The following is a 16,041-nucleotide window of genomic DNA, read 5'->3' on the forward strand; positions in this document are numbered from 1 at the left end:
GCAAGCGCATCGCGACGCTGCGGGAACGCGGCCTGACCATGACGGAGATCGCTTCCCGGATCGGCCGGTCGACCTCCACGGTCAGCCGTGAACTGCGCCGCAACATGCTCGAACACGACAAGGGTGTCTACGACGCCAACATGGCTCACCACCGCTCCCGCGAGCGGGCTACCCGTCCGCGCCGGCCGAAGCTGCAGACCGACGCCGAACTCCGCGCCGAGGTCCAGGCCAAGCTCGACCTGGAGTGGAGCCCGGAACAGATCGCCGCCCACCTGCGCATCCGGTGGCCGGACCAGCCGGACCGGCACCTGTGCCATGAGACCATCTACCGCGCGCTCTACCAGGGCGCCAAATACACCCTGAGCAGGACCTTGACGAAGAAGTTGCGGACCGGCCGGGCCCTGCGCAAACGCCGCCGCAGCGGCAGCGCGCGGGCTCCGCGGTTCCAGACGCCGGCCACCCCCATCCACGACCGCCCTGTCGTCGTCGAGCTGCGCGAGCGCGTGGGCGACTGGGAAGGCGACCTCGTCGTCGGCCGCGGCAACAAGTCCGCCGTCGCCACACTGGTCGACCGCTGCACCCGCCTGCTGCGGCTGGTCCCGCTGCCCGACGGACACGACTCCGCGAAGGTCTGCAACGCCATCACCGCCGCGATGGCAACTCTCCCCGGACAGGCACGGATGACGCTGACATGGGACCAGGGCACCGAGATGGCCCGCCACCACGAACTGGCACCCCTGTTCCAGGACGGAGTGTTCTTCGCCTATCCAGCCAGCCCCTGGCAGCGCGGCACCAAAGAGAACACGAACGGCCTGCTGCGGCAGTACCTGCCCAAGGGCACTGACCTCTCCGTCCACACCCACGAGGAGCTACGCGCGATCGAGGACCGTCTCAACAGCCGGCCCCGAAAGACGCTGGGATGGCGAACTCCAGCTCACGCGTTCGCCGCCGCTCTGACAGCATGAGACCAGCAACGTTGCGACGATCATGCGAATCCGCCTGATCTTGGCCGCTGACAACGGAACGCCGAAATGGCGATGACGGGGTGTTCTCGCTGTTCAGGGTGACATGCACCGGTTCCATGTCAGTCCATGTCACCCGGCCCTGTCAGTTCCATGTCGCGCACCATGTCGCCGCGTGGCAAGGGGCGCTACGCCGCCCGGGACCGTGACGGGCGTCCCGGCACTCCGTGGCTTCGGGTTTCAGCGCAGGACCTCGACCAGGAGCACCCAGGCGTTGACGGCGGCGATCGTGACGGCGAGGACGAATGCGGCGGGCAGCCAGTACAGGCCGCCGCCATGGCCGGCCGCGAGGGATACTCCGGCGGTCAGCAGGGTGAGGGTGACGGCGGCCGCGAGGAAGCGCCGCAGGATCACTTCGGTTGGGTTCGGGCTGCGGCCTCGGCCGGTGTAGGCGGCGCGGACGGGCGAGATCGCGCTCGCAGCGGCGTTGAGGAGGACGAAGGCGGCGAGCACGTCGGGGTTGATGGCCGGGGTCAGTGCGACGACGCTGATGAGCGAGACGATGAGCAGCGCGACGAGGGCTTCGAGGGCGCGGCCCGTCATGGAGCTCTGGCCTTCGCGTTTCTCCATGTCCAGGACGGTGCGGATGTTGACGCTGAGGCCGACGAAGATGAGGCCGCAGAGCGCTGCTGCCGCGCCGCCCGCGCACAGGAACATGTCGGTCCAGCCTCCGGTGGCGTAGCCGGTCATCTGCGGGGAGCCCCTTTCGTCGGTGTCGTTGCGGTGGCTTTGCGCCGGTGTGTGGTGGTCATCGGGTGTGCCGGGCACCGGAGTGCGCGCATCAGTGCGCCCACCCCGGGCGTCCGGGCGTTCGGCAGGCCTTAGGCACTCAGCTCCCGGGGTGGGCCTTTGCGGCGAGGGTGGTGTCGATCCAGTCGAAGGTGATCTGGTTGAAGCGGGACATGGCGCCCATGTGGCAGTGCTCGCCGGCGCCTTCGGCCTCGGGGAGGGTGATCAGGGTGTGGGGGCAGGTCAGGGCGGCCTGGACGCGGTGGGGCTGGCCGCGGAAGAACTGGTCGTTCTCGGCGTCCAGGATGAGGGTGGGGCAGGCGATGAGCTGGGCGACGCCCTCGAGGGTGTACTCGGCCGTTCGGCGGATGTAGTCCGCGGGCGAGGTGGCGCCGAATGTCCACACCCCGTTGCGCAGGGCCCACCGGAGTTGGGTGTTGCCCTTCATGAGCATGCTCGCGACGGGGTTGGCGAGGTCGTCGTGTCCGGTCTCGACCCACTCGGCAAGGAACGGCGGCATCATCCGGGTGTGCGCGTCGTGGTAGTCGTAGAGGCCGTCGTCCAGCACCAGTGCGGCGAGGCGGTGCTCGAACGCGGCGGCGCGGGCGGTGAGGTAGCCACCGAGGCTGTAGCCCATCAGGACGAGCCGGTCGGGGTCGATCTGGGGGCGCGTCAGCGCGTAGTCGACGACCGGGGTGACCACGGCCTCCCAGTCCGGACGGAAAACCAGGTGCTGTTCGCGCAGCGCTGCCCCCTGGCCGGGGCCGTCGTAGGCGAGCACGTTGTAGCCGCGGCGCAGCGCGGCCGCCCCGACGACGAAGTACGCCTCCTCCAGGGTGGAGTCGAAACCGCTGGTGAAGATGACGGTGGGGCGGGGGGTGTCCGAGTCGTCGACGAGGAAGAGGTAGCCGGGCAGGGTGCCGTCCTCGTACGGGATGCGGACGGCTTCGACCGGGGTGTCCATCAGGGACGCGGCGGTCGCGAACGTCTCGCGCGAGAGGGCGGACAGACGCTTGACCTCGGGGTCGCCTGCGGGGTCGTCGCGGCGGTAGAACTCGGCGGTGCGGTAGTAGCTCGAGGCGCGCAGCAGGGCCTCGCGAGCGCTCACCCGGTGTCCGCCTGCCAGGGCGCGGGAGCCGATCGCGTGGACGCGCTCGGCGGTGCTGCTCCACTCGCGCAGCCAGGCGTCCTCGTCCCCTTCGGCGATGTTGCGGGCGGTGGCCACGACCTCACCCAGGTCCGCGCCACCGTAGTTGGCGAACCCGGCCGCGCGCAGGGTCTCGAAGGAGAACGACTCGTCCTCGAACAGGAACCGCATGATGCACCCCAAACTCTGAAATCAACCTTTAGCGAGACGGAACGCACCCGTCTCGTCTACTGGAAGACGGTAGTCTTCATCTAGTCGAGACGCAACCGTTCCGTCTCGTGGTAGTTTTCCGGTATGCCCAGCTCACCCGCACAAGCCCGCGACCCCCAGCGCCGCCCCCTGGGGGGCCCCGTCCTGCAGGACTCCGTCACCGAGGCGATCGCAGCCGCCTTCTTCGAAGAACTGGCCGGGGCCGGCTACGCGCGGCTCTCCCTGGAAACGGTCGCCAAGCGGGCCGGCGCGGGCAAGGCCGCGATCTACCGCCGTTGGCCCTCCAAGCTCGACATGACCGTCGCCCTGGCCACCGCGGTCGCCGTGGACGCGCCCGTACCGCCCGACACGGGAACCCTGCGGGGCGACGTCCTCGCGTTCCTCACCGGCGTCGCGGACGCGCTGCGCAACCCGCTGGCCTCCAAGATCATCCCCGACCTGCTCGCCGAGAGCGCCCGCAACCCAGAACTGCAGCAGGCCCTGTTCACCGCCGTCCGCGACACCCGCCGCAGCAAAGCCACCCGCATGCTCGAACAGGCCGTCGAGCGCGGCGAACTGCCCGCCGACACCGACCTCGAGCTCGCCCTCGACCTCCTCGCGGGGCCCCTCTACTGGCGCCTCGCCGTCCTCCACGCGCCCACCGCCCCCGACTACCTCCACCGCCTCACCGACAAGCTCCTGGCCGCCATCGCCGCCTGATGCCGCCGGCCGGACCGCCCGGCGGCGCTGTCCTCGGGCTCGCTTCGGATGCCGGGGGGCAGCTGCGGCCCTCGGCCTGCCGGCGCTGCCGGGCGGATGGCGGGCGACCGTGGGGCCTGAGGGTGCGCCACATGCCCGAAGTCAGCCGGACAGGCTCTCGGCGGCGGTGGTTTCCGGGCCGTTCGCACTGCCGGCGAGCCACTGCTGCCAGGTCAGGTCGAACGAGGCGTATCCGTTGTCGGCCTGCGCCTTGCCGCGCGGTGAGCCGGTGATGGTGACCGGGTCCCCGACGTGGACGTAGTTGTAGAACCAGGTCGCGTCGGCAAGCGACAGATGGACGCAGCCGTGCGAGCCGACGCTGTGGCCCGGGTGCTTGTCGCCGTCGGAGTAGTGGACGTACGTGCCGGACCCGGTCAGGTGGACATCCCAGGGCAGGGTCGTGTCGTAGAAGTTGGGGTTGCCCGGGTCGCAGGTGATGTGGACGCTGCAGGAGGTCATGTGCACCTCGGGCTGCTTGTCCATCACGGCCATCGTGCCGTCCTAGGACGGGAACGAGGGGCTGCCCGCGTCGATGGGCATGGTCTTGACGACCGTGCCGTACCTGCTCCCACTCAAGATCATTTCGATTGGACAAGACACGTCTACTCAGCTCGCCGGGCGGACGCGCGCTGCGTTCGTGGCGGCGCGCGTCCGCGCGGGGCTGCTACCAGCGCAGCGCGAGGCGCGCGGTGGCCTGCCAGTAGGTGGTGCGGACGGACTCGTCCACCCGCACTCCTGCCCTGGGCAGGGCGACGGGCGCGGCCGGGCCGACCGAACCACGCTGGGCGGCACCGGGGAAGTACACCTCCAGGAAGTGCACGGTGTGGCTGTGCCGGGCTCCGCCGCTCGTGGTGTGGACCAGCGCGTAGGCGGACTGGCCGGGGGCGAGGGCGACCACGGCCTGCGGGACGCTGCCGGGGATGTCGGCCGGCCCGGCCTGGGCGTCACCGAAGCGCGGGTACGGGTAGCCGTAGGCATAAGCCTGCCGATGTTGGTGGCCGTCAGCAGCAGGCGCTGCCCCGGCTCGGTCTTGGCCGTGACCTTCGTGTTGCCACCGGTGCAGGTGACCGGCGTGGCGGCCAGCCTCGCTGCGTGCGAAGCGACAGTGGCGGCGTCGGACGGCGCGGCCAGGGCGATCGCGGCACCGAGGGCGTGAGGTCCGTTGCCCAGGTACCAGGTGGAGCCCTCGGTGCCGTGGCCGACCCGCAGGCGGCGCAGCCATCCGCCGGGCTTGAGAACCGTCTCGTAGGCGTTGTGCAGGGTCTGCCGGGATATTCCGGCCTCCTCGGCGGTCTGCCGCTCGCTGGCGGCGTGGAGGCGGCCGCCGGCGGTCTCGGCGAAGTTGAGGTGGGCCCGCAGCACGCGCAGTGCGGTGCGGCCGCGCTCGCCGCGCCACGGAGTGGTCTCGATCCGCTCCCGCAGAGCGGCAAGGTCCTCGTGCGCGCCGTGACGGGAGCCGACGCCCACGGTGGCGGCGACCTCCGCGCTGGCGCTGGCCCAGACCCGCTCGATGTAGGCGCGGGCGCGGGCCTGACCGGAGCGCAGCTCGATGATCTGGGCGTGCCTGCCGCCCTCGTGGTCCGGGTGCAGCAGCAGCCGGGTCAGCTGATCTGCATTGCCGCCGGCGCGGGCCACGTGGCAGGCGATGGCCGCGGTGATCCGGTGGCCGTGCTCCGCAACGCCCTGACGGTCCTCACGGCGGACCAGGGCGCCCCTGGAGTTCCGCCTCGTGTAGCTGCCGGTCGCGTAGCGGCCGGTGAGGTCCCCCAACAGGATCAGGTCGACCGCAGCGGCGGGGAGCCGGTCGAAGCCGAGCAGGGTGGGGTGACTGCCTCTGATTGCCTCTGACTGCCTCGAAGTTGGCAGAGCGGTCGTGGTCGAGGCGAGTGCTGGAGGGGCGCCGTGTGGCATTCTGGTGACGTCTCGCAAGGACGGGAACACCACCGCAGCCGGTCAAAGCACCGGTGGTGTTCGGGACCGACCTCCGATCGGTGCCAGCGAAGCCTCCAGGACGGTCATCCTGGGGGCTTTCGTATTGCCCTGGCACTGCTCGAAGGCAGACATCACTCTCGCGGCGGGGCAGGAAGCCGCCAGCGGCGAGCCAGAGTGACTGCCTCTGACCGCCTCCGGCTGCCTCCAAAACGACCGGGTCGAATCGGGGTCGAATCAGAGTGATTGGCTCTGACTGCCTCTGATTGCCTTCGACTGCCTCTGACTGCCTCCTACAGCAGGTCAGAGCGGGTTTGATCCACATCAGCCCAGGTCAGAGCGGTGGGGCAGAAAAACCCGGCGTACAGGCCGACTCGTCCGCCGCTCACGTTTATGCAGGTCAGCACCGATATCCCGGAAATCCCATAACTCTACGCTTAGGCCCCGTTACACGACCGCGCCCCGTTCGTCCGGGTCATCGCCCAGGCGCGCCAAGGCCCGCGCAGTCGGAGAACGCCCTGATCAGGAAGTCAAGGGATGGGGCCGAAGGCCAGACGGGGCTGGCGTTGAGCTTCTGCTTTACGGTCCTCACGAGTTCTGTCCACTTCGTCCGCTGCGGTCGGCGGGGGCCGGTGTGCGTAGGGCCTGTGTCACGGCCCAGACGACCGAGACGGCGGGGACGGCGAGGACCGCACCGATGATGCCGAGCGCGATCGCTCCGGCGATCACCGAGACCGCGACGACGACGGGATGCAACCGCACGGCCCAGCTCATGATCAGCGGCTGGAGCAGGTGCCCCTCGATCTCCCCGATCACCACGATCAGGCCCAGGACGATGACGGCGGTGATGGGGCCTCGGGTGGCCAGCGCCACCGCGCTCGCGACGGCGAGGGCGACGGGTGAGCCGATGAGCGGCACGAACGCGGCCACGAACTCCAGCATCGCCAAAGGGGCGGCCAGGGGAACCCGAAGCACGAACAGGGCGACGCCGACCAGGACGGCGTTGATGGCCGCGACCAGGATGATGCCGCGGATGTAGCCGGACAAGGTATGCCATGCGGCCAGTCCCCCGCGCTGCCAGCCGTCGCGCCGGCCGGGAGGGAGCTGTTCTCGGCAGAAGTCCCACATCCGCTCTCCGGAGTAGACGAAGAACACCGAGCAGAACAGACCGAGCGCGGCGACGGTGAGGATCTCCACGGCCTGAGTGGCGCCGCTGACAGCGCTCTGCAACAGGGTGGAGCGGTGAGCGGAGATGAAGGCGGTGACTTTCTGCTGCAGGCCGGTCAACGCACGAGGCCGCACATGGAACGGTGCGCCTTCAAGCCAGCGCTCGACGCGGCCGATGCCGGTGTCGAACTGCGCCGCCACCCTCGGGGCCTCGTGCGCGACCAGCAAACCGGTCGCCGAGAGCACAGCGGCGATGAACAGCACGGCGAGCACATAGGCGCACGCCACGGCCAGCGCGCGGGGCATCACCCGACTCATCCGGTCAGCCAGCGGCCTCAGCAGCGCGGCAACCACCAGGCCCAGGAAAACGGCGATCACGACCGGCTGGAACCTGGCCAGCAGCATGAACGCCACATAAACCACCACCCCCAGCACCAGCACTCGCCACGCCCACCCGGCGGCGGTCTGCAAGAACGCCGGCACCCCGGGGCTGGGACGCCGGGCGTGCGCTGCACCGTGGTCGGCGGCCGGTGACCGACCACCGGCCGCCGAGCCGGCTTGGGCCCGCCCGGCGTCCCGCGCCCAGCGCGGGACGCCGACGCACGACGGCTGGCCATCTCCGGCCTCCGCCCCGGCAACTGCAGCCACCGGCCCATCCGCCATCTCCCTCCTCCGCCCCGTAACGCCACTGCCCTCAATCGCCGCGCCGAGACCCCGGGGTTACGTGGCGATGACTCGGGCCGCCGGCACGGTGCACCGGTCACATAAGCGGGCAGGCCCAACGGCCACAGGACTGCCCGCGATTCGGGTCCCGGTCCCGCTTCGTCGGCGGCTGCGAGCGGTCAAGGCTCACAAGGGCCCGTGGTCCGGCTCCCCGAGCAGGTGTCGTTGGAGAGCGGACAGGGCGACGGCCGCCGGCCGCCGGGTCGCCGTTTGGGAGCGGAGGGCCGCTCGGGCGGCGTTCGCTCCGCAGGCCCCGTGCACTCCTCCCCCGGGGTGGGCAGACGAGGATGCCAGGTACAGGCCCCGGATCGGGGTTTCCGGTCGGCCGGTCGATGTGGTGGGGCGGAAGATCAACTGCTGGTGGAGGTTGGTGGTACCGCCGTTGATGGCGCCGCCGACCAGGTTGCAGTTGAGCCGTTCCAGGGTGTGCGGGGAGAGGACGCGACGGTGTTGGATGCGGGCCCGGAAGCCGGGGGCGAAGCGTTCGACCTGCTCCTCCATGCGGTCGGCCATCGCCTCTTCCTCTGCCCGGTCCCAGCGGCCGGTGAGCTGGTCGGGGCCGAGGTCTTCTGTCACCTGTTGCGGGACGTGGGTGTACATCCAGGCGGATTCGGTGCCCCGCGGGGAGCGGGTCGGGTCGGCGGTGGTCATCTGGCCGAGCAGGCCGAAGGGTCGCGCCGGGATGCGTCCGGTGGCGGTCTGCAGGGCGTAGTCGCTGAGCTCATTGAGGTCGGCTCCCACGTGCACGGTGCCGGCCGTTGCCGCCTCGGGTGCTTTCCAGGGGATGGGCCCGGACAGTGCCCAGTCGACCTTGATGGTGGACAGGTCCCAGTGGAAGCGGCGCATCGCGCGCCGCATGCCGTCGGGGAGGTACTGCCAGTCGATCAGGCCGCCGTACAGGGCGGTGGCCGGGATGGCCGCGAGGACGGCGTGCCGGACGGCCAGTTCTCCCTGGTCGGTGCGTACGGCGACGGCCCGGCCGCTGCGTACGACGATCTCGCGGGCCTGCGTGCGGCAGTGGATTGTGCCACCCCTGTCGTGCAGTCGTCGCACCAGGGCTGTGGTCAGGGAGCTTGAGCCGCCTTCGGGCACGGGCCAGCCGTGCTGCTGGCCGAGCATCGCCATCAGCCATCCGAAAGCGGCACTGCCGGGGGCGTCGGGCAGCAGGTCGGCGTGCAGGGCGCAGCCGGCCAGGAGCAAACCCGGCCCTGGTTCCTCGAAGTCCTGTTCTTGGATGAGTCGGCGGACGGGGAGGGTGGCGAAGCGTGCCATGCGCAGCCCATCCCTGGCCCCCAGGCGTGCTGCGAGGTGCGCGGCGGCGTGGACAGGGGGAAAGGGCGCGAACAGGGCGTTGACCAGCCACGGGTCCAGCCGCGTCCACAGGTCGGCCAGATCCTGCCACTTCTGCTGGTCAGCGGGGGTACACGCCCCGTCGATGCCCGTGGTGCCGTGCCCCGAGTCGCGGTGCAGGACGGCGCAGGAGCCGTCGAGCATCGGGTGGGCCAGTACCGCGGCAGCGTGGCTCCAGGAGAGTCCGTGCCGTTCCAGTCCGAGGGCTTGGATGACCGGCGAGGCCACGGCCAAGGGGTAGAACGAGCTGAAGAGGTCGTGGGTGTAGGCGGGGTCCAGGCCGTGGTCGCTGCGGACGGCGCCGCCCGGGTGTTCGGCTCTCTCGAGGACGTCGACGGTCCAGCCGGCGTCCGCGAGGAGGTTGGCGGCGACCAAGCCGTTGGGTCCGGCTCCGATGACGACGGCGTCGCTCATGGCTGTGCCTCTGTGCGTTCGTCGACGGTGGCGGCGAGGCGGGCGAGCATCTGCCGGTGCCGCAGGTGCAGGAGTGCGTCGGCGGGGGCCGTGTGCAGCTTGGCGCCGACGCCGCGCAGGGGGTGTTCGTCGACGACGACCACGCTGTGTTCCTCGCCCCATTCGATGATGCGGATCGCGATGCGGGCGCTGCCCAGGGGCCCGGCGAACGCTTCCAGTTCGAGCCGGCTGGGCGGCTCGCTGATGCGCACCACCGTGCGGCCGCGCAGATCCCAGGGACCGATGCGGACCAGGTAGCGCAGCGCAGCGCCCTGGTCGGGCCAGTCCCCTTGGGCGGCCTTCGTGTCGTGCGTGCCGGGCACCCAGCTCGCGTAGGCTTCGGGGTCGCTGAGGACGTCCCAGATCTGCTTCGGGGTTCCCGGGACGAGGACGTGTCGTACGGCCATGGGATGTCTCCCTGAGACGTGGGTTTCACGGGCGGAGGACGACCTTGGTCCAGCCGCGGTCACGGTCGTCGAAGTGGCGGTAGGCCTGCGGTGCTTCGTTCAGGGGCAGTTGGTGCGAGACCAGGAACGAAGGGCGGGCTCGGTCGGCCGCGATCAGGTCCCGCAGTTGCCGGTTGTAGCGCTTGACGTGGGCCTGCCCGCTGGCCATGTGCAGGCTCTTCTGGAAGAACGCACCCAGGTCGAAGGCGATCTGCCCCTCCCGGGCGAGTCGGTCCGGGGCTCCGGGGTCCTCGGGCACGAACACGCCGACGACGCCGATGCCGCCGGTCGCGCGGACACTTCCCACGAGCCGGTTCATGGTCTGGTTCGGATGCTCTGTGCCGTCGGGGTCGTGGGCCTGCCAGCCCACGCATTCACAGCCGCGGTCCGCGCCAGCACCTCGGGTCAGGTCCATGACCTGCTCGACGGGGTCGGCTGCGGAGTCGTCGACGGGGGTCGCGCCGATCTTCTCGACGAGGGCGAGGCGGTCGGGCAGCCGGTCCACGACCATGACGTTCGCCGCGCCGAGGAGGGTGGCCGAGTAGGCCGCCATCAATCCGACCGGGCCGGCGCCGTAGATCACGATGCTGTCGCCCGGTTCCAGGCCCGCGAGCTGGGTGGCGTGGTACCCGGTGGGCCAGATGTCCGCGAGCATCACGTAGTCCAGCTCGCGTTCGATCGAGTCTTCGGGGAGCTTGAGGCAGTTGACGTCGCCGAACGGGACGCGCAGCAGTTCGGCCTGGCCTCCGCGGTACGGTCCCATGCCGGTGTAGCCGTACGCTCCGCCATCCATTCCGGGGCTCACCGTCAGGCAGGAGCCCGTCAGGCCGCGGTCGCAGTTGCGGCAGAAGCCGCACGCGATGTTGAACGGGATACAAACGCGGTCACCGGCCCGGATCCGCACGACGGCGTCGCCGACCTCCACGACCTCGCCGAGGTTCTCGTGCCCGAACACCGTGCCGGGCTCGACATCGGTCCGTCCTTCGTACATGTGCAGGTCGGAACCGCAGATGCTCGTCGCCGTGACCTTGATCAGGACGTCGGTCGGCTCTTCGATCCGGGCGTCAGGGACCTCGCGCACCGCGACGTCCCGCTCCCCCTGGTACACCAGCGCCTTCATGGATTCTCCTGACACGGTCCGAAAGGGGTGGGTTGCACGCGCGCCTGCCCGCGATGCCCTCACCCACACCGCCCCGGCCTGCCTTCCAGAGCGTGATCACCTCGTGGCTCGGCGGCGGAGGCCGGTCCCGTACGGGGTCGGGCCGTGTCATGGGCTTGTTCTGGGTAGCCGCCGATTAGCGGCGGCGGGAACCTGCGGACGTGCAGGCGCGTCTGGGCGGAGCGTGCCCTCCCCGCGCTACCAGTGCCCGGGCCAGGTGAGCCGACTGCCTGACCTCGAAGCGGCCACGGCGAGAACCTGGGAGCAGCGGGCACGCAGGGCTCATCCTCCGCCTCAATACTCCCTTGCGTACCACGAGCATCGAACTCCCCTTTGTGGGCAGGCGCTGGCCATGCTGCTGATCAAGCCGCCGGGCGTCTACCGGGCCCAAGTCGACACCGAAATGCTGATCGGCGCCTTCCAGGACGAGTCACTCGTCCCGGGAGCCGCGGTCCTGGACGTCGGCACGGGCTCGGGTGCCGTCGCCGTGGCGGCAGCGTGCCGGGGGGCGCTCGTGACCGCCGTGGACGTGTCGTGGGCTGCCTTGACCGCCGCGCTGGTCAACGGGGCCCTGCACGGGCGGTGGATCCGGGCTCGGCACGGGGATCTGCTCCGGCCCGTTCGCGAGCAGCGCTTCGACATGGTCCTTACCAATCCGCCGTATGTGCCCTCGCCCTCGCCGGGACCGGCGCGCAGCGGGCTGGCGCGGGCGTGGGACGCCGGGCGGGACGGCCGCCTGCTGCTCGACCGGATCTGCGCGCAGGCCCCCGCACTGCTCAAGCCCAAGGGGGTGCTGCTGCTGGTGCAGTCCGATCTCAGTGGAGTCGACACCACCTGTGAGCTGCTGCGCGCCCGTGGACTTCGCACCGAGATCGTGGCCCGGGCCAGGCAGCCCTACGGTCCCGTCATGCGCTCGCGCGCCGAGTGGTTCGAGCGGGCGGGGCTGGCGCGCCCGGGCCAGCGTGAGGAGGAACTGGTGGTGATCCGCGGTGCCCGGCGGTGATCGAGTCGCCCGTGTGGTGATGCCGGATGGTGTGGGGCCGCTGCTGGTGGACGGCCCGATCGAGGTCGAGTTGGCGGACGGCTCGACGGTGCGCAGTGAGCGGCCGGTCGTGGCGTTGTGTGCGTGTCGGCGCAGTCGGTGCTATCCGTTCTGCGACACCAGTCACCGCCGTCGATCAGCTCCCGGCGGGCGCGTCGAGCAAGCCGAGGTGCAATGAACTTCGTCCTTTGGTCCAGTTGCTGACCATGCGTTGGGCGAGCCGGTCCTCCAGCAACGCCGAGGCGGCAAGTCCGAACGCGATGTCGTCCTCCAGCTGCGGTTCCTGACGCAGAAGTTCACCGATCACGCCGCGGCGGACCAGCTGCTCGTGGACCGCGTCAGCCTCCACGTGCTCGCGGTAGAAGCGCGTCCCCGCCTCGCCGGCGCCGAGCGCGGTCAGCGCCTCCACGAGCCGGGCGGAGCCGGGAGAGGACGCGATCTCCACGCCGGCGAACTGCCCGACCAGGGCGCCGCGAAGGCCCCGGTGGAGGCCGAAGAGGGACATCAGGTTGACCACGGCCAGCCCCTCGGCGGGGACACGGTCGAGATAGTGGTTGTAGGCGGGGTCGAGGCCGAAGTCACGCATCATGTCCGCGAACAGGCGCGAATGCACTCGCTCGCCGTGGCCGTCTCCGTACTCGTCGAACTCGATCGCGACGAACGCCGCCTGGGCGGCGCCGTGAAGCCTCGGGATCGCCCACGCCTGCGGATCTGCCTCCTTCAGGTGGTACAGCGAGCGCTGGACCAGGTACTCGCGGACCTGCCAGCGCTCGCCGTGCGCGCGCAGGAAGTGGGACGGGCCCGTGCCGTCCAGTGGCTCGGTGAGCAGCGCCGAGAGCTGCTCGGCCAAGGGCGCGCTGTCGGCTTCGGCACGCAGCGCGGACAAGAACGCGCGCTCCAGACGGCCTCGCCAGCCCAGCAGCTCCGGGTTCCACTCCCATTCGGGGTCGACCCCATCGAACCCGCGGTAGTGCAGCTCGTAACAGACGTAGAGGGCCAGTTGGAGGTCCTCCCCGAGGATCGGCCCGCGGGGCGGGGGCAGTCCCCGAACAATCGGCGTCGGCGGCCTTGCCAATTGTCGAAGCAGCGCGGCTGAGCACAGCCCGCGGCCATCGGGAAGTGGCGGACTGCTGCCGTCGACACCCATGCGTGTTCTCCTCCTCCCACTCTGTCTATGCGGCGGCCACTTCGGCCCCTGGTCCCGGGTGGGTCGCATCGTCTTGGTGAAGTTCCAGCACGCAGCACTTCGGGCCGCCGCCGGCCTTCATCAGCTCGCTGACCTCGACGAAATGCGGCTTGTAACCCCTCGCCCGCAGGGGCGCGTCGAGCCGCGCCGCACCGCTGGGCAGGACGACGTTCAAGCCGTCGCAGATCGCGTTGAGGGCGAACGCCGCTGCTTCGGTCTCACGTGCGTGGACGGCGTCAGGGAACAGCGCGGTGAGCCGGCTCGCGGCCGCGGACGAGAACGCCTGCGGGTAGTACATGACCTCCCCGTCCGCGAGTGCGGCCAGGGCTGTGTCCAGGTGGTAGAAGCGTGGATCGACCAGTGTCAGCGGGACCACGGGGCGCCGCAGGAAGGCCTCGGCCTCCACGTGGGCGGCCGGGTCCGTGCGGAATCCGTGTCCGGCCAGGAGCAGGCCACCGGTCAGCAGGTGGTCGCCCTGCCCTTCGTTGCAGCATCTGGCACGCTCCATCACCTCATATCCCTGCGCTCGGAACCAGGCCTCATACGCGACGGCTTCGGGGCCACGCTGGGGGTGGCGGAACTTGGCGACGAGCACCCGCCCGTCGATGACGGTGGCCGCATTGGCCGCGAAGACCATGTCCGGCAGTCCCGGGACCGGCTCGACCAGCTCGACCTGGTGCCCTAGGGAGACCAGAAGCTCGTAGAGCCGGGACCACTGGTCCTCGGCCGCCGCCGGGTCGGGCGGGTCGGCAGGGTCCATCCACGGATTGATCGCATACCGGACGTCGAAGAACGTCGGCGGGCACATTAGGAAGCGGCGGGCGCGCGCCACCCGGTCAGGCACAGGCCGGAGCATCACATCGAGCCCCTTCCATCCGATTGCCACGTTGCACCTGCGGCTACCCCGCAAACCCTCAGGCACACGTGCCCGCCGACCGGTTGACCCGAGGCGGCACCGGGCAGACGCGCCATGTCGAGAACGAGCGAGCTGGCCGGAGCGGTGGAGGTGGTGGCTGTGGAGCTGGCATGGGTGCTGGACTGCGCGGATCCGCCCACTCTCGCCAGCTTCTGGGCGGGCGCCCTCGGCTACACCGCCGGGCCTTACCGGCAGCCCTACCTGGAGCTCTCGGATCCTCGCGGCCACGGCCCGGAACTGCTGCTGCAGCGTGTTCCCGAGCCCAAGCGCGGCAAGAACCGGATGCACGTCGACCTGCGGGTGCAGGACCAGGACACGAAGGTCGAACGGCTGGTTGAGCTCGGCGGCCGGCTGCTGCGGCCGCCGTTCGACGACACGGGATGGTGGACAGCGCACGTAGCCGACCCGGAGGGCAACGAGTTGTGCGTCATCGTCCCGCCCAGACCGTAGCGAGTTCAGCAGTCCGCTGTGGCGGCCGCGAGCTCGGCCACGACGCTGCGCAGGTGACCGTGCCGCTCGTAGGCCGCGCGCTGGTGGTCCGCCCCGGTGCCCGTCCTCCGTACTCGGCCCAGCAGGTCGGCCGCCAACAGGTCGTCCCCGGCCGCGCGCAGCCCAGGCCTGGCACGTTCCACCAGGGCGGTCAGGCAGGCGCTCAGGGGACGACGGCCGCCCGTCGCCGGGTCGACGCCCTGCCCGCGCAAGCCGAGGCGGGCCGCTTGCCCGTGGGCGGCGAGCAACGCCACATCGTCCACGTGATCGCGCCACGGCGTACCTGCCCTGATCTCCGCCATGAGCACGGTTCCCAGCCCGCGCATGAGGACGGCCAGCAGCAGGTCAAGGTCAAGGTGAGCGTTGACGTCGCACAGCCGGATCTCCAGCGTGGGCCAGCGTTCGGAAGGGCGCGCGTACCAGTAGATCATCTGGCGGTCGCGGATCTCGCCCGTAGCCACCATCCGGGTCACGAGCGCCTCGTAGCCGCTCTCGTCCAGGACGGGAGCGGGCCCGACGGTGGGCCAGCGGACGTACTGCGCTGCCCGCCAACTCTCCCAGCCGCGGTCGTGCCCTGCGGCGAACGGAGAGTTGGCGCCCAGCGCTTGGAGCACCGGGAGCCAGGGCCGCAGCCGGGCGCTCAGGGCGAGGGCTTCACCCCGGCCGAGGGTGCCGAGATGGACGTGGCAGCCGGACAGTTCACTGTCCGTCGTGCGGACGAACGGGGCGAGCCGGTGCACGATGTCCCGGTAGCGATGAGCGTCCGTCACGACAGGTTGACTGGTCGTCAATACAGCGCAGCCGGCACCGACCAGGCCGCCGCCGATGCCCTCGGCCGCGACGCAACAAACCCGGCGCGCTTCGGCGAGATCCGCGCGCACCGCGCCCGCGGTGAATGCGGGCGCGGTGCGGATCTCCAACTGCGCGGCGTAGAACTCCTCACCGACGCGATCCCCCAGCCTCGTCGCGGACTTTGCGACGACCTCCTGCGCACGCGGCATCGAGACGCCCGTCTTCGGGTCCACGAGCAGGAGTTCCTCCTCCACACCCAGGGTGAGAACCTCCTCGATCACCACCGATACCAGCGGCTCCGCCCGCCTGCACCCGCACCCGAGCCGCGGGCGACGAATCCGAGCAACCAGAGCACGAGAACGGCCAGGGCGACCCACCACAGGATGTGGATGGCGAAGCCCGCGCCTCCCAGAATCACAGCAAGGAGCAGCACCAATATCAGAGCAAGCATGTGTCGTACCTCCTTGCACGCGTCTGCCCCGATTCGGCCCACGCACGCGTGCTCCAGTTCCAGTTGTCGCCTGGTCGTGCGGGGCCGGTGGC

The 16,041-nt window shown here is 70.5% G+C and carries 18 protein-coding genes; 6 read left to right on the top strand and 12 right to left on the bottom strand.

All coding sequences use genetic code 11. The features are described 5' to 3' along the window. Positions 1-38 precede the first annotated feature (38 nt). Positions 39-965 (top strand): IS30 family transposase, encoded by a 927-nt coding sequence (locus TR49_RS33355; protein ID WP_201776266.1) that lies wholly within the window; start codon positions 39-41, stop codon positions 963-965. A 237-nt stretch (positions 966-1,202) separates the two neighbouring features. Here the strand turns inward: TR49_RS33355 and TR49_RS33360 are convergent, their stop codons facing one another. Continuing rightward, positions 1,203-1,712 (bottom strand): hypothetical protein, encoded by a 510-nt coding sequence (locus TR49_RS33360; protein ID WP_042388454.1) that lies wholly within the window; start codon positions 1,710-1,712, stop codon positions 1,203-1,205. A gap of 139 nt (positions 1,713-1,851) precedes the next feature. Next, the gene (locus TR49_RS33365; protein ID WP_042388458.1) at positions 1,852-3,069 is read right to left on the bottom strand and encodes an alpha/beta hydrolase family protein; all 1,218 of its coding nucleotides are present in this window, start codon (positions 3,067-3,069) and stop codon (positions 1,852-1,854) included. Between the two features lie 123 nt (positions 3,070-3,192). Here TR49_RS33365 and TR49_RS33370 point away from each other — a divergent pair, with 123 nt between their 5' ends. Further along, positions 3,193-3,807, top strand: coding sequence for a TetR-like C-terminal domain-containing protein (locus TR49_RS33370; protein WP_042388460.1), 615 nt, complete (start codon positions 3,193-3,195; stop codon positions 3,805-3,807). A gap of 141 nt (positions 3,808-3,948) precedes the next feature. Here the strand turns inward: TR49_RS33370 and TR49_RS33375 are convergent, their stop codons facing one another. Then, entirely contained in the window at positions 3,949-4,338 is a 390-nt protein-coding gene (locus tag TR49_RS33375) for a L,D-transpeptidase (protein WP_052434857.1), read from the bottom strand. A gap of 172 nt (positions 4,339-4,510) precedes the next feature. Further along, positions 4,511-5,068: a DUF4232 domain-containing protein gene (locus TR49_RS42030; protein WP_084725693.1), complete on the bottom strand. Its 558-nt coding sequence runs from the start codon at positions 5,066-5,068 to the stop codon at positions 4,511-4,513. On the opposite strand from TR49_RS42030, the gene TR49_RS44175 reads away from it, so the two are divergent. Beyond that, positions 5,041-5,694 carry a hypothetical protein gene (locus tag TR49_RS44175; protein WP_052434859.1) on the top strand — a complete coding sequence of 218 codons (654 nt, stop codon included), beginning with the start codon at positions 5,041-5,043 and terminating at the stop codon, positions 5,692-5,694. The two genes, TR49_RS42030 and TR49_RS44175, sit on opposite strands and share 28 nt — an antisense overlap. A gap of 669 nt (positions 5,695-6,363) precedes the next feature. On the opposite strand, the gene TR49_RS33385 is transcribed toward TR49_RS44175, so the two are convergent. The 4 genes from TR49_RS33385 to TR49_RS33400 all read right to left on the bottom strand — a co-directional run bounded on the left by TR49_RS33385 (position 6,364) and on the right by TR49_RS33400 (position 11,034). Next, a complete protein-coding gene (locus TR49_RS33385; RefSeq protein WP_236653642.1) occupies positions 6,364-7,347 on the bottom strand; it encodes an AI-2E family transporter in 984 nt (327 codons plus the stop codon). Positions 7,348-7,791: 444 nt separating this feature from the next. Next, entirely contained in the window at positions 7,792-9,429 is a 1,638-nt protein-coding gene (locus TR49_RS33390) for a phytoene desaturase family protein (protein WP_042388463.1), read from the bottom strand. Then, a complete protein-coding gene (locus tag TR49_RS33395; RefSeq protein WP_042388465.1) occupies positions 9,426-9,875 on the bottom strand; it encodes an SRPBCC family protein in 450 nt (149 codons plus the stop codon). Before TR49_RS33395 ends, TR49_RS33390 begins: the two co-directional genes overlap by 4 nt. Before the next feature lie 25 nt (positions 9,876-9,900). Next, positions 9,901-11,034 (bottom strand): glutathione-independent formaldehyde dehydrogenase, encoded by a 1,134-nt coding sequence (locus TR49_RS33400; protein WP_042388467.1) that lies wholly within the window; start codon positions 11,032-11,034, stop codon positions 9,901-9,903. 391 nt (positions 11,035-11,425) lie between these two features. On the opposite strand from TR49_RS33400, the gene TR49_RS33405 reads away from it, so the two are divergent. Together TR49_RS33405 and TR49_RS42040 are read left to right on the top strand one after the other, a co-directional pair. Then, positions 11,426-12,076 carry a HemK2/MTQ2 family protein methyltransferase gene (locus tag TR49_RS33405; protein WP_042388470.1) on the top strand — a complete coding sequence of 217 codons (651 nt, stop codon included), beginning with the start codon at positions 11,426-11,428 and terminating at the stop codon, positions 12,074-12,076. 19 nt (positions 12,077-12,095) lie between these two features. After that, positions 12,096-12,293, top strand: coding sequence for a CDGSH iron-sulfur domain-containing protein (locus TR49_RS42040; RefSeq protein ID WP_084725694.1), 198 nt, complete (start codon positions 12,096-12,098; stop codon positions 12,291-12,293). On the opposite strand, the gene TR49_RS33410 is transcribed toward TR49_RS42040, so the two are convergent. Then, positions 12,252-13,262 carry an iron-containing redox enzyme family protein gene (locus TR49_RS33410; protein WP_042388473.1) on the bottom strand — a complete coding sequence of 337 codons (1,011 nt, stop codon included), beginning with the start codon at positions 13,260-13,262 and terminating at the stop codon, positions 12,252-12,254. The genes TR49_RS42040 and TR49_RS33410 overlap by 42 nt on opposite strands. A gap of 25 nt (positions 13,263-13,287) precedes the next feature. Then, a complete protein-coding gene (gene ddaH, locus TR49_RS33415; protein ID WP_042388549.1) occupies positions 13,288-14,157 on the bottom strand; it encodes a dimethylargininase in 870 nt (289 codons plus the stop codon). Positions 14,158-14,271: 114 nt separating this feature from the next. Here ddaH and TR49_RS33420 point away from each other — a divergent pair, with 114 nt between their 5' ends. Then, entirely contained in the window at positions 14,272-14,667 is a 396-nt protein-coding gene (locus TR49_RS33420) for a VOC family protein (RefSeq protein ID WP_201776267.1), read from the top strand. 5 nt (positions 14,668-14,672) lie between these two features. On the opposite strand, the gene TR49_RS33425 is transcribed toward TR49_RS33420, so the two are convergent. Next, complete coding sequence (locus TR49_RS33425; protein ID WP_160311678.1) at positions 14,673-15,779, bottom strand: carboxylate-amine ligase; 1,107 nt, start codon at positions 15,777-15,779, stop codon at positions 14,673-14,675. After that, positions 15,776-15,949, bottom strand: a complete 174-nt coding sequence (locus TR49_RS44180) for a hypothetical protein (RefSeq protein ID WP_042388475.1) — start codon at positions 15,947-15,949, stop codon at positions 15,776-15,778. The genes TR49_RS33425 and TR49_RS44180 overlap by 4 nt, the downstream gene beginning before the upstream one ends. Positions 15,950-16,041 lie beyond the last annotated feature (92 nt).

Source organism: Streptacidiphilus melanogenes (assembly GCF_000787835.1).
GTDB classification, from domain to species: domain Bacteria; phylum Actinomycetota; class Actinomycetes; order Streptomycetales; family Streptomycetaceae; genus Streptacidiphilus; species Streptacidiphilus melanogenes.